Genomic DNA, 11,710 nt, shown 5'->3' with positions numbered 1-11,710 from the left:
CGTTATGCCCGACCCAATCATGATCCTCGAGCTGGGTCCAGATCATCTTGATCTGCTTTTCTCGGTGCGCAACGGGCTTTTTGACAATCCGATCCGCCCCGATCAGGCGGAAACCTTTCTGAACGATCCGGGGCATCTGATGTTTCTGGCGATGCAGGGTGAGGATGCCGTCGGCATGGCCAGCGCCGTTATCAACAACCACCCTGACAAAGCGCCCATCCTCTTTGGGTCGGAGGTGCGCGCGCGCGACAGCCACCAACGCCAAGGGATTGCGACCAAACTGTCCGAACATCTGCTCGCCAAAGGCACCGCACTCGGCTGCGAAGGCGCGTGGCTCGCGACAAAGGTGGCGAACACCCCTGCCCGCAAGCTCTATCAACGCCTTAAGGATCGGAAAATTGGCGACATCGTCGTCTATGATTGGGGCGACAGTGGCGAGCCTTAGAAAACGATCACGTTCCGCTTGGCTGATCCGGTTTTGGTATCGGCAATCGCTTCGTTGATCTCTTCCAGCGGCCACGTCCGCGACACCAGTTCATCCAGCTTGAGCCGTCCTTGCCGATAAAGGTCGACCATCCACGGAATATCCCGCGCGATGACCACATCGCCCATCTTCGAGCCGGCCATGCCCTGACCTGTCGCGGCCAGCATCACAGGTTCATACTTTGCCTCAGCCCCCGAATGCGGCATCCCGACCATGATGACCTTCCCGCCGGAGGCGAGGTATTGCGGCGCCTGCTCATAAGCAGGGATCGCGCCAACAGTCACAAACACAGCATCCGCCCCGCGACCCATCGCAGCCTTCGCTGCCCGCCACGGTTTGTCTTCTGTCGCCAACACACCATCGGTGGCGCCGAACTCTTTCGCAATCGCCAGCTTTTCGTTTGACATATCCACCGCCACGATCCGCCGTGCGCCCGCGATCCGCGCGCCTTGAATGGCGTTAAGGCCGACGCCCCCTGCGCCAATCACAACCACATCCTGACCCGCTCGCAGTTTGGCGGCATTCACCACGGCGCCGACACCTGTGATCACGCCACAGGCCAACACGCTCGCCGTCACCAAATCCATATCGACAGGCAGCTTCACCACTTGGCTCTGATCCACGACGATCTTCTCAGCGAACGCGCCGCAGTTCATAGCTTGCACCAAGGGCGCGCCATCCGCATTGGCAATAGGTCCAACTTCGGGTAAGGCCGTCTCACAGGCCACAGGTGCGCCGCTGGCGCAAGGCGCACAAGTCCCGCAAGCACGGATCAACGTCACAACAACCGGATCCCCAACAGCCACGCCGCTCACATGATCGCCAACGGCGGTCACATGGCCGGCGGCTTCGTGCCCATAGACCGCAGGCAGAGTGCCGCCCCAGCCGCCATCAATAAACGTGATGTCAGAATGGCAAATCGCGCAGGCCTTCAGCGTGACCTGAACCTCACCACTCACGGGCGCGCGCAACTGCACAGTTTCAATATCAAGCGGCGCACCAAAGGCGTTGCACACTGCGGCTTTCACGTTCGTCATATACAATCCTCTTGCCGTTCCGGCCACGATGGCGCCAACGCCCACCGCCGCTATGCACCCAGCGACGTCAGGCGTCGCTTTTCGACCGTTGCAGCGCAGGGCTCGTCAAAAACATCACAATGCATCCCAGGGTCAACAAGGCCGACAACAAGAACGGCGCGCCGGGCAGATAGACTGCGGCGTCATCCTTGGTGAAATACCAAAAGGTCTGCGTCACAACCAACGGTGCCACGATCGTCGCCACCGCGTTGATGGAGGCGAGCGTGCCTTGCAGCTCCCCCTGCTGGTTGTCCGCCGCCTTGCGCGACATGATCCCCTGCAACGCCGGACCGGCGATAGAGCCGAGCGCGGTCAACGGCGTCAGCGCCAAGGCGATCCACCCGTTTTGAATAAAGCCCAGCAAGATGAACGCCAGAACGTCAATCGCAAGCCCTGCGATCACCGCGTTGCGTTCGCCCAAGCACGCAAGGATCGGGCGCATCAAAAGCCCCTGAACCACGGCGATCCCGATGCCAAAGGCACCCAGAGACAACCCGATCATCCCCGGTCCCCAGCCGAATTGTTCCGCTCCGAAGTAGGCCCAAACGCCCGGATAGACGAAGAAGCCCACCGCATAGACAAAGGTAATCAGCAGCAACCGGCCTAAGCCGGGCAATTTGGTTATGTGCTTGAACGCCCCCATCGGGTTTGCCCGTCGCCACTCAAACGGGCGGCGTATGGCGTCCGTGACCGTCTCTGGCAGGATGAAATACCCAAAGATGAAGTTTGCCGCCGCCAATCCCGCTGCCGCCCAGAAGGGTGCGCGTGTGCCGTATTCAGCCAGCATCCCGCCCATCAACGGCCCCAGAACAAACCCCACACCAAAGGCCGCACCAATCAGACCAAAGTTCGCGGCCTTCTGTTCCGGCTCCGATATATCGGCCATATAGGCTGCTGCGGTTGACTGTGTCGCCGCGGTGATGCCACCCAAGATGCGCCCAATAATCAACAGCGTGATCGTGCCCGCAACGGCCATTAGCACATAATCAAAGGCCATCACCGCAAGGGAAATAAGCAACACCGGCCTGCGCCCGAACCTGTCTGACAGGCTCCCCAACGTGGGGCCAAAGATGAACTGCATTGCTGCGAAAATCGTGGCGAGGATGCCGCCCCAGACCGCCGCTGCGCCAAGACCCTGACCGTCAACCTCTTGGATGAGGTCCGGCATCACAGGCATGATCAGACCAATACCCATACTGTCGAGCACGACACTGATCAGGATGAATGTGATAGGCAGACGCTTGTCCATTGGGGGCTCGATTTTAGAAGTTTGAGAAGTATCTAAACTCATCAGTTTAGATTGCAACGCGCCAATCAGTCAGGCGTGCCAAGGTGCCCAATCCGTTCCAGAAACGCGGTGAGTTCCGCTGCCGCCTCTTCGGGTCGTTCCACGCATGGCAAATGGCCGGTGCCTCGGATCAGCCTAAACTCCGACCCTGGGATCAATCCCAGCGTCTCCCGCACCAGATCCGGCGGGGTGGAGCGGTCCTCTGGCCCTGAAAAGCCCAAAGTCGGCAAGCGCAGACCGCTCGTCGGGGTGTAGAGATCGGTGCCTGCAATCGCGGCACAGACCCCGCAGTACCCCTCAACCGAACAGGTGCTCAGCATGTCCCGCCATTGCGCCACATCGGGACCGGCCAGGAACTTGCGGCCAAACCACCGCGCCAAGATGTCATCGGCGGCAAGCGCCATGCCTTTCGACCGCACCATTTCCATCCGGTCCTGCCACATCTTCGCGTTGCCGATCTTTGCTGCCGTGTTGGACAGAACCAGCCCGCGCAACAAGTCCAACCGCTTCACCGCCAAACCCTGCGCGATCATTCCCCCGACTGAAAGCCCGACAAACACACAGTCTTTTACATTAAAGGCATCACATACGGCCTCCGCGTCGCTGATCATGGTCCCCATCGAGTAAGGCCCCTCCGGCACGTCCGACCGCCCGTGTCCGCGATTGTCAAACCGGACGATCCGCAACCCTTCCGGCAGATGCGCCAGCATCGGGTTCCAAACCTCCAACGTGGTTCCAAGCGCGTTGGCAAATACCACCACAGGCGCGTCACGATCCGCCGCACCATCCTGCCGCGCATAGATACGAGTCCCGTCTTTGCTGCTGACACATCGTTCCAAAAAACAGGCCCCCTAAAAGATCAAGCCGCGTTGGGTCCCCCCAGACGCGGCTTTCTCCTGTTGTCCAACGACGTGACCTAAATCACGGTGGACAACCCTCCCGAGCGCCACAGAAATCAAATTTCGCGCTTGAGTCAACGAATTTCTCAAAATGCTCAATAAATATGCATATGGGCCATGATCTGGCCGTGGCCCGAGGCGAGTTTGTTATACGGTGCCTCTGGATGGCTGCCGTCCATCAGGTGGTCGTTCAGGACTGAGAAATACTCCATCTCCCCAATCCGATCTTTGTAATCAGGGTGAAAGTGATGGCTCATCAAAATCTGATCGATCGATTCAAACACGCCCCCAAAGGAAGATGCATAAACCATATATCTTAATGACTTACGCACAAAAAGCTTTTCTGCCGAATGCAGCTGGACCTTTGAAATCTTCTCCTGAATGATCTCATTTTCTTCGTCAGTGTAGCGGTTAGAGCGGTGCTTGGCATCGTGCCGCCTCATCCACGCGTAATTCTTGAACGGCACCTCGCATGTGATAATTTCTGTGGACACTGCATGCTCGCTGTCATTGAAGTCGCCCAGAACCATCGCAGGTTCGCCCTTCTCCAAACTGCCAAGAATCGCCAGCCGCAAAACCCACGCCTCCGCCACCCGCCGCAACCCAGAGTGGAGCGAACCAAGCGCCCGTGCACCCGCATCATAGTTTACAAGGTCTGCGGCGGGTGCAACCGTCGCCCCCTTTAGCAGATCAAACTCCCCCAGCTTTGATTTCAGGTGGCATTTGAACACGGTGATCACCGTGTCTCAAAACGGCACCTTCGCTTTCAGGATCGGGAGCGACAGCCGTTTCATGGTTTAGCTGCCGCCGTCACTCCCATCCAAGTCGGAAAAGGGGATAACCACTGGCTCCGCCAGATCCTGAATGATCTCCGGCTTCTCCACAAACCCTGTCTTGGCCAAGATAGCAACGCCAGGTTGCCGCTGCCCCGGCCCACCATCCTTGGCGTTGGGCGCGAAGGCGAGCGTGGCCTTGGTTTAGGGCGCATAAGCCAGCTTCATGAAAATCGCTTTGCACGCGTACTTTTTACTGCGATCCGGCACATTGGCCTCATTCGCTTCCATCCCCGCCGCATCCGCCTCATCGATCACCGCCTGTAAAGCATCCGCATCAAAAATCTCCTGAAAGCTAACGACACCGGCGTTCATCGTCATCACCTGTTCAGCAAGCCAGCTTTGCTTCCATGCATATTCCTCCGGCGTGTAGCTTTCGAACGTCTAATATTCCTAATCTGGCCTGATCAGGTTTTTGTCGTTGAAACTCGCAATCGTGAATTGCGTCATGCCAAAGTCTCCAAAGCGCGTGAAAATATGGCGCGGTCTACATTTCCGCCGGTGGCGACCGCGATCACCGTGTCGCCTTCAATCTCTGATCCGTGGAACAGCGCGCCTGCCAACGCCGCCGCACCGCCCGGTTCCACAACAATGCGCAACCGCTCAAAAGCAAGGCCCATTGCGCGCAGGCATTCGTCCTCCGTCACGACAATCCCTGACCCGCAGTGTTTCTTTAGAATAGGAAATGTGATCTCTCCGGGGCTTTGCGTCAAAATAGCATCACAAATGGAGCCAGTCTCGCTCACGTTCTGCTCGTGTTGGCCGGTGGCGAGTGACCGCGTCACATCATCAAAGCCCTCAGGCTCGCAAGGCCGCACGCGCATCTTCGGGGCTTCCGCCGCCAATGCCAGCGCGATCCCGCCGGTCAGCCCGCCACCACCGCAACAGACCAGCACCTCAGCCTCTTCAACACCAGCATCGGCCGCAATCTCCAGCCCGCAGGTGCCTTGCCCCGCAATCACCTCCGGTTCGTCGTAGGGCTTGATCAACGTCAGTCCTCGCTCACGCGACAAGCCATCGCCAATTTTCTCGCGGCTTTCCCGCCCACGATCATACAGCACCACCTCAGCCCCCAAAGCACGGGTGTTCGCGATTTTCACCGTAGGCGCGTTCGATGGCATGATAATCACTGCTGGCGCCCCATGCTCCCGCGCGGCCAAGGCCACGCCTTGGGCATGGTTGCCGCTGGAATAGGCAATCACACCAGTTTTCAACTGATCCCCAGACAGGCTTGACATCGCGGCCCAGCCACCGCGAAACTTGAACGATCCGGTGTGTTGCAAACATTCGGCCTTCACCAACACGCGCCTCCCTGCAATCTCATCCAAAAACGGTGATGACAGGATTGGCGTCCGCCGCGCGTGCCCGTCTAGCCGTTTTGCCGCCGCGCGGATCATCTCAATGTTCATTGCATTTTTCCCAACCAAGCCCGCAACGCCGTCAGGGCCTTTGGCTCATCCAAAAACGGCACATGCCCGCGTCCCGGCACCTCTGCTCGGATTATATCCGGCCTGCGCCGCGCCATCTCATTTGCGCAGTCCTCAGTTAAAAGGTCCGAATTTGCCCCGCGGACCAGCGCCAAGGGCAAGCCGTCAAAAGTGTCAAACATCGGCCAAAGGTCCGGCATCGGCCCGTCGACATTCAGCACCGCCTCCCGCAATTTCGGATCATAGCGCAGCTCTATACGACCATCCTTTTCTTCATAATGGTTCTGCACTTCGGCCAACCAACGCTCCATCGGCACGCCTTCAAACTGCATCCAGACTGTATCCCGAAACGCGGCGGCCTCGGCATAGGTTTTCTGCGCCGGACGGCGACCCAGATAGCCACGGATCACCTCCATCCCCGTCTCCGCAATTTCCGGCCCGATGTCATTGAGCGCGACACCCAGCAACCGATCTTTCGCCATCATCGCCAGCGCCATCGCGATCAATCCACCGCGCGATGTGCCCAATATCGCGACCTTCTCCAACCCCAGATGATCCATCAGGGCCAGCGCATCCTGCGACTCCTGCGGAATGGTATAGGTGCTGGGGTCGGCCCACTCCGACCGTCCGCGCCCGCGATAATCCATGCGGATCAAACGCACGGGCAAGTGAGGGGCGACATGGTCAAAATCGCGCCCATTCCGCGTGAGACCGGCCAAGGCCAAGACAGGCAGCCCATCCCCTTCATCTGTGTAATACAGTGTCACGCCATCGGCAGATGTAAATGTGGGCATCACATGATCTCCGGTATGCTGGTAAGGTCGGTCACTACATGCTGCGGTGTGCTGTGAAGCCTATCCATCGGTGCGCCCCCGCGGTTCACCCAAGCCGTGCGAAACCCATAGGCAGCCGCCGATCCCGCATCCCACCCGTTGGAGGAGACGAACAACACTTCATCTCGCGCGCAACCAAAATGCACCTCCACCAAATCATAGACGCGGTGATGCGGCTTAAAGACGCCAACGGCTTCCACCGACAGGGTCGCATCCAAGAACTCCATCAGCCCCGCCGAGGATACTGCTGCATTCAACATCTCAGGCGAGCCGTTCGACAAAATCGCCGTCCGCGCATCCCGTGCCTTTAACGCGGCCAACATCGCTGGTACCTCTTCAAACGCGGCCAATTCCCAGTAGAGCGCCAAAAGCCGTTCGCGCAGTTCCGGATCGTGCAGGCCGCAAACCTCCATGGCCCAGTCCAACCCGTCCTGCGTGACCTGCCAAAAATCACAATGCGCCTCCGCCACAGCCCGCAACCACGTGTACTCCAGCTGCTTGGCGCGCCAATCCGCGGCCAGTTTCGGCCAAACCGCCACCAAATCCCCGCGCCCAGGTTCCTCTGCGGCCAACCGCGCTGCGGCGTTCACATCAAACAGCGTCCCATAGGCGTCAAAAACATAGGTCGTGATAGGCATTTCGCGTCTCCTTGGCGGCAGACTGTCATGGCGCACCGGAAAGTTCAAAGCCGTTTGCAACCCAACCCCCAACCGCCTAGGTTCGCGCGATTGATCCAGAAAAGGCAGGCTCCCATGACTACCGCAAAAGCAGGCGACACCGTGCGCATCCACTACACCGGTACTCTGTCCGATGGGTCCGTCTTTGACAGTTCTGAAGGCCGCGATCCTTTGGAATTCACGCTCGGTTCCGGCATGGTGATTGCGGGCTTTGATGCGGGCGTGACGGGGATGAGCGTCGGCGACAAAAAGCGTGTCGAAATCCCTTGCGATCAAGCCTATGGCCCGCGCCACGATCAAGCGATGCAAAGAGTGCCGCGCAAAGAGATCCCCGACAGCATCCCGCTGGAATTGGGGTTGCAGCTACAGATGCAAGCGCCCAACGGCCAGCCGATCATGGTCACAGTGGCAGAACTGAGCGACGACGAAGTCACACTCGACGCCAATCACGCTCTTGCGGGCAAAGACCTGATCTTTGATCTGGAACTGGTGAGCGTCGCAGAAGGCTAGATCTTAGGTATTTGTTTCGAATTATCTGGAACCCTCCGCTCAGGGTCATCCTTGGCCGTGATTGGAGGTGATTCACCTAAAAAACTGATACCTGCTTTATTATGTACAGTTTTCCTAAGAATCCGTAAACTCTGACGCCCTATAGGTGATCCGGCTGCGGCATCCCCAGAACATGGAAGCCTCCGTCAACGCGGATGATCTCCCCCGTCGTGCAGGCCCCAGCGTCGGAGGCGAGGTAGACCGCCGTGCCACCCACAGCTTCCAACGTTGCATTGTCGCCCAAAGGCGCGTTTTGACCGGTATGCTTGTATGTTTTGCGCGCACCGCCAATCGCGGCGCCTGCCAGCGTCTTCATCGGACCAGGGCTGATCGCATTCACGCGGATGCCTTGCGGCCCCAGATCATTCGCCAGATAGCGTGTCGCGCTTTCCAATGCGGCCTTCGCCACACCCATTACATTGTAAAACGGCGTCACACGGTTCGACCCCTGATAGGTCAGCGTCAGCAACGTGCCACCATTGGGCATCATCTCGGACGCCCGCCGCGCCACATCAATGAACGAATAGCACGAAATCGTCAGAGAGTTCTTAAAGTTCTCCCGCGACGTATCGCGGAAATGGCCGGTCAGCTCGTCCTTGTTGGAATAAGCAATCGCGTGAACGACAAAATCTAGCGTGCCCCACTTTTCCTTGAGCGTGTTGAACGCCAAATCCATGCTCGCGTCATTAGTCACATCCACATCCACCATGATGTTCGACCTGACAGACTCCGCCAGCGGCTTCAACCGCTCCCCGAACGCCGCGCCCTGATAGGTGAACGCCAACTCAGCGCCAGCCTCCGCCATCGCCTTGGCAATGCCCCACGCGATGGAGCGGTTGTTGGCCACCCCCATAATCAACCCGCGCTTGCCCTTCATGGATAGTGTCATCGTCCTAGCCCTTGAACTTACTCAACAGCATCGAACCGTTCGTACCGCCGAACCCGAAGGAGTTCGTCATGATCGTGTCGAGCCCTGCATTTTCCACGCATGTGGTGGCGATCTCTTCAGGCTTCAATGCGGGGTCCAACGCCTCCACGTTGATCGACGGCGCAATGAAGTCATGCTCCAGCATCAGCAAGCAATAGACAGCCTCTGACGCGCCGGTCGCCCCTTGGGAATGCCCCGTCATCGATTTGGTAGAGGACACAGGCGGGGTAGACCCGTCGCCAAACACGCGGCGCACCGCTTCGATCTCACCCACGTCGCCAACGGGTGTCGAGGTGCCATGCGCGTTGATATAGCTGACCTTGCGTCGCTCCGGCAGCGTCTTCAACGCCCCGCGCATCGCCCGCTCCCCGCCTTCGCCAGAGGGGGCCACCATATCGGCCCCATCAGACGTGGCCGAGAAGCCGGTCACTTCTGCATAAATCTTGGCCCCACGAGCCTGCGCGCGCTCAAGGCTTTCCAACACCACCATCGCGCCACCGCCCGCGATCACGAACCCATCCCGATCCGCGTCGAACGCGCGGGAGGCTTTCTCTGGCGTGTCGTTGTATTTCGAGGACATTGCGCCCATCGCGTCAAAGAGACACGACAGCGTCCAATCGAGCTCTTCACCGCCGCCCGCAAACATTGTATCCTGTGCGCCCAAGGCGATCTGCTGCGCCGCCATCCCGATGCAATGCAACGAGGTGGAGCAGGCCGACGTGATGGAAAAGTTCATCCCCTTGATCTTGAACGCCGTCGCCAAGTTTGCACTCACGGTCGACGACATGGCTTTTGGCACCGCAAAGGGCCCGATCCGCTTTGTGGCACCCGTCTCCAACACAACCTTATGCGCCGCCAACATGGCAGAGGTCGACGGCCCGCCAGAGCCAGCGATCACACCCGTCATCGGATTGACGATCTGGTCTTCCTCAAGCCCCGCATCCTCGATCGCCTGTTGCATCGCGATGTAAGAATACGCCGCCCCCGGACCCATGAACCGCAAGGTCCGCTTGTCCACATGCTCTGACACACCGAGCTTCAGCGTGCCCGCAACCTGACTGCGAAATCCATGCTCGGCCATCTCAGGAATGGCCTCAATCCCCGACGTCCCCGCCTTGAGAGAGGCCAGAACCTCTTCCGCATTATTCCCAATGGGCGAGACAATCCCCAACCCCGTGACCACAACTCGACGCATAAACGCTCCCCAAATCGGCTTTTGAACTTAGTACGGGAGAGGTGGAAGCGGGGCAAGGGTGGGGGTACCAACAACCTGATCTACGTTGTGTGTCGGCGCATGGACCCAATCGCAAATTAAGCGATCCGCGTCGCTTCGTCCTTAACCCGTCGGATGGAAACGGAGCTTTCCAAAGATGCCACGCCAGCCAGCTTTGTCAGCTTGGCGGTCAGAAAATGCTCAAATTCATGCAAGTCGCGCACCACGACCCGCAGCAGATAATCAAACGTGCCCGTCATCAGCCAGCAGTCCACAACCTCGGGAAACACACGTACATTGCTTTCGAAGTGCCGCAGCCGGTGTCAACCTGCTGATCCAACCGGACGGAGACAAAGACAGAAACATCAAAGCCCTGTTTCGCCGCGTTGATCCGCGCGCCATAGCCCGTGATGATCCCATCCGTTTCAAGTCGCTTGATCCGCCGCGCGCAGGGCGTTGGTGACAGCCCGACCTGCTCACTAAGCTGTTGATGGGTCAGATGCCCATCCCTCTGAAACGCAGTAAGTATCTTTCGGTCAATTGAAACCTTCATGCGACTTTCTTGGTAAATATCGTCATTAATATCCAAAATCGAGCAGATAATTGGCAAAAAACTGTTCTTAGTTGGCTTAATTGGTCTCATTCACTCCTCAAATGGGTGCAGACTCGCGCAAACAGCGAAAGACCCATCCCATGACGAATGCCACCATCACCACAAAGCACCTAAAAACCATCGAACAACGACTGCTTTTGTCGCATTGGATAATCCACAACGCCAATCACCTGCGCCCGAACGACGACGGCATCAAAGTTGGCGGGCATCAGGCCAGCTCTGCCTCGATGGTCTCCATCATGACAGCGCTCTATTTCTCCGCTCTCCGGCTGGAAGATCGCGTCGCCGTCAAACCCCATGCCAGCCCGATCTTTCACGCCAAACGGTGTACAGCGTTTGTACGCTCTGTGTACGGGCTGTGTACGCAGTGTGACTCGCGCAAACGCCTTGTTTAGGAGCGTTAACCATGATTTCCCGCTGACACAGAACAGAGCGTTAGGGGTTCGGTAATCAGCCCTCGACCATGTCCACGCGGGTGGCGTGGCGGCCGCCTTCGAAGTCGGTCTCCAGAAAGCCGTCGACGATCTCCAGCGCCAGACCCTCGCCCAGCACACGGGCGCCCAGCGCGATCATATTGGCGTCGTTGTGCGCGCGGATCATCTTGGCGGAGAACGTATCCGCGCAGGCCCCGCAGCGGATGCCCGCGACCTTATTGGCCGCCATCATAATGCCCTGACCCGTGCCGCAGACGATGATGCCAAAGCGGCAATCACCGCTCACGACCTTCTCCGCCGCGGCTTTGCCGTGCAGCGGGTAATGCGTGCTTTCCGTGGTTGTGGGGCCTATGTCCACGGCTTCCCAGCCTTTGGTTTCGATGTGCTTTGCGATAGCCTGACGCAGCTCAATCGCGGCGTGGTCGCTCGACAGAACGATGCGCTTGTTCGTCATGG

The 11,710-nt window shown here is 58.6% G+C and carries 13 protein-coding genes and 2 pseudogenes; 3 read left to right on the top strand and 12 right to left on the bottom strand.

Annotated features, from left to right (window positions below; genetic code table 11):
- Positions 1 to 4: 4 nt before the first annotated feature.
- Positions 5 to 445 carry a GNAT family N-acetyltransferase gene (locus ACTF5F_RS07615; protein ID WP_438956276.1) on the top strand — a complete coding sequence of 147 codons (441 nt, stop codon included), beginning with the start codon at positions 5 to 7 and terminating at the stop codon, positions 443 to 445.
- On the opposite strand, the gene ACTF5F_RS07610 is transcribed toward ACTF5F_RS07615, so the two are convergent.
- From ACTF5F_RS07610 to ACTF5F_RS07580, 7 genes and pseudogenes are all read right to left on the bottom strand, one after another.
- On the bottom strand, positions 442 to 1,521 hold the full coding sequence (locus ACTF5F_RS07610; protein WP_438956275.1) for a zinc-binding dehydrogenase: 1,080 nt from the start codon (positions 1,519 to 1,521) through the stop codon (positions 442 to 444). The genes ACTF5F_RS07615 and ACTF5F_RS07610 overlap by 4 nt on opposite strands.
- 67 nt (positions 1,522 to 1,588) lie before the next feature.
- Positions 1,589 to 2,809, bottom strand: a complete 1,221-nt coding sequence (locus tag ACTF5F_RS07605) for a TCR/Tet family MFS transporter (protein ID WP_438956274.1) — start codon at positions 2,807 to 2,809, stop codon at positions 1,589 to 1,591.
- Positions 2,810 to 2,874: 65 nt separating this feature from the next.
- Complete coding sequence (pcaD, locus tag ACTF5F_RS07600; RefSeq protein ID WP_438956273.1) at positions 2,875 to 3,687, bottom strand: 3-oxoadipate enol-lactonase; 813 nt, start codon at positions 3,685 to 3,687, stop codon at positions 2,875 to 2,877.
- 155 nt (positions 3,688 to 3,842) lie between these two features.
- A pseudogene (locus tag ACTF5F_RS07595) lies at positions 3,843 to 5,030 on the bottom strand (endonuclease/exonuclease/phosphatase family protein).
- Positions 5,027 to 5,989: a threonine ammonia-lyase gene (locus tag ACTF5F_RS07590; RefSeq protein WP_438956272.1), complete on the bottom strand. Its 963-nt coding sequence runs from the start codon at positions 5,987 to 5,989 to the stop codon at positions 5,027 to 5,029. Before ACTF5F_RS07590 ends, ACTF5F_RS07595 begins: the two are co-directional and overlap by 4 nt.
- Entirely contained in the window at positions 5,986 to 6,801 is an 816-nt protein-coding gene (locus ACTF5F_RS07585; protein ID WP_438956271.1) for an alpha/beta fold hydrolase, read from the bottom strand. The genes ACTF5F_RS07590 and ACTF5F_RS07585 overlap by 4 nt, the downstream gene beginning before the upstream one ends.
- Positions 6,801 to 7,478, bottom strand: a complete 678-nt coding sequence (locus tag ACTF5F_RS07580; RefSeq protein WP_438956270.1) for a haloacid dehalogenase type II — start codon at positions 7,476 to 7,478, stop codon at positions 6,801 to 6,803. The genes ACTF5F_RS07585 and ACTF5F_RS07580 overlap by 1 nt, the downstream gene beginning before the upstream one ends.
- A 114-nt stretch (positions 7,479 to 7,592) precedes the next feature.
- Here ACTF5F_RS07580 and ACTF5F_RS07575 point away from each other — a divergent pair, with 114 nt between their 5' ends.
- Positions 7,593 to 8,027 carry an FKBP-type peptidyl-prolyl cis-trans isomerase gene (locus ACTF5F_RS07575; RefSeq protein ID WP_438956269.1) on the top strand — a complete coding sequence of 145 codons (435 nt, stop codon included), beginning with the start codon at positions 7,593 to 7,595 and terminating at the stop codon, positions 8,025 to 8,027.
- Positions 8,028 to 8,166: 139 nt separating this feature from the next.
- On the opposite strand, the gene ACTF5F_RS07570 is transcribed toward ACTF5F_RS07575, so the two are convergent.
- From ACTF5F_RS07570 to ACTF5F_RS07555, 4 genes are all read right to left on the bottom strand, one after another.
- Complete coding sequence (locus tag ACTF5F_RS07570) at positions 8,167 to 8,955, bottom strand: enoyl-ACP reductase FabI (protein WP_438956268.1); 789 nt, start codon at positions 8,953 to 8,955, stop codon at positions 8,167 to 8,169.
- 4 nt (positions 8,956 to 8,959) lie between these two features.
- Positions 8,960 to 10,189, bottom strand: coding sequence for a beta-ketoacyl synthase N-terminal-like domain-containing protein (locus ACTF5F_RS07565; protein WP_438956267.1), 1,230 nt, complete (start codon positions 10,187 to 10,189; stop codon positions 8,960 to 8,962).
- Positions 10,190 to 10,305: 116 nt separating this feature from the next.
- Positions 10,306 to 10,467: an Lrp/AsnC ligand binding domain-containing protein gene (locus ACTF5F_RS07560; protein ID WP_438956266.1), complete on the bottom strand. Its 162-nt coding sequence runs from the start codon at positions 10,465 to 10,467 to the stop codon at positions 10,306 to 10,308.
- On the bottom strand, positions 10,467 to 10,760 hold the full coding sequence (locus ACTF5F_RS07555; RefSeq protein ID WP_438956265.1) for an Lrp/AsnC family transcriptional regulator: 294 nt from the start codon (positions 10,758 to 10,760) through the stop codon (positions 10,467 to 10,469). The genes ACTF5F_RS07560 and ACTF5F_RS07555 overlap by 1 nt, the downstream gene beginning before the upstream one ends.
- A 140-nt stretch (positions 10,761 to 10,900) precedes the next feature.
- Between ACTF5F_RS07555 and ACTF5F_RS07550 the strand changes: the two are divergent.
- A pseudogene (locus tag ACTF5F_RS07550) lies at positions 10,901 to 11,140 on the top strand (hypothetical protein); the annotation flags it as partial.
- 130 nt (positions 11,141 to 11,270) lie between these two features.
- Here the strand turns inward: ACTF5F_RS07550 and rpiB are convergent.
- The gene (gene rpiB, locus ACTF5F_RS07545) at positions 11,271 to 11,708 is read right to left on the bottom strand and encodes a ribose 5-phosphate isomerase B (RefSeq protein WP_438956264.1); all 438 of its coding nucleotides are present in this window, start codon (positions 11,706 to 11,708) and stop codon (positions 11,271 to 11,273) included.
- Positions 11,709 to 11,710 lie beyond the last annotated feature (2 nt).

It is taken from the genome of Cognatiyoonia sp. (assembly GCF_965661665.1).
Taxonomy (GTDB): Bacteria; Pseudomonadota; Alphaproteobacteria; order Rhodobacterales; family Rhodobacteraceae; genus Cognatiyoonia.
This window is presented reverse-complemented; position numbering and strand designations above follow the sequence as displayed.

Bases quoted from the DNA above. Each gene is read 5' to 3' on its own strand.
- ACTF5F_RS07615 (WP_438956276.1), top strand. From the start codon at position 5: ATGCCCGACCCAATCATGATCCTCGAGCTGGGTCCAGATCATCTTGAT.
- ACTF5F_RS07610 (WP_438956275.1), bottom strand. From the start codon at position 1,521: ATGACGAACGTGAAAGCCGCAGTGTGCAACGCCTTTGGTGCGCCGCTT.
- ACTF5F_RS07605 (WP_438956274.1), bottom strand. From the start codon at position 2,809: ATGGACAAGCGTCTGCCTATCACATTCATCCTGATCAGTGTCGTGCTC.
- ACTF5F_RS07590 (WP_438956272.1), bottom strand. From the start codon at position 5,989: ATGAACATTGAGATGATCCGCGCGGCGGCAAAACGGCTAGACGGGCAC.
- ACTF5F_RS07585 (WP_438956271.1), bottom strand. From the start codon at position 6,801: ATGCCCACATTTACATCTGCCGATGGCGTGACACTGTATTACACAGAT.
- ACTF5F_RS07580 (WP_438956270.1), bottom strand. From the start codon at position 7,478: ATGCCTATCACGACCTATGTTTTTGACGCCTATGGGACGCTGTTTGAT.
- ACTF5F_RS07575 (WP_438956269.1), top strand. From the start codon at position 7,593: ATGACTACCGCAAAAGCAGGCGACACCGTGCGCATCCACTACACCGGT.
- ACTF5F_RS07570 (WP_438956268.1), bottom strand. From the start codon at position 8,955: ATGACACTATCCATGAAGGGCAAGCGCGGGTTGATTATGGGGGTGGCC.
- ACTF5F_RS07565 (WP_438956267.1), bottom strand. From the start codon at position 10,189: ATGCGTCGAGTTGTGGTCACGGGGTTGGGGATTGTCTCGCCCATTGGG.
- ACTF5F_RS07560 (WP_438956266.1), bottom strand. From the start codon at position 10,467: ATGACGGGCACGTTTGATTATCTGCTGCGGGTCGTGGTGCGCGACTTG.
- ACTF5F_RS07555 (WP_438956265.1), bottom strand. From the start codon at position 10,760: ATGAAGGTTTCAATTGACCGAAAGATACTTACTGCGTTTCAGAGGGAT.
- rpiB (WP_438956264.1), bottom strand. From the start codon at position 11,708: ATGACGAACAAGCGCATCGTTCTGTCGAGCGACCACGCCGCGATTGAG.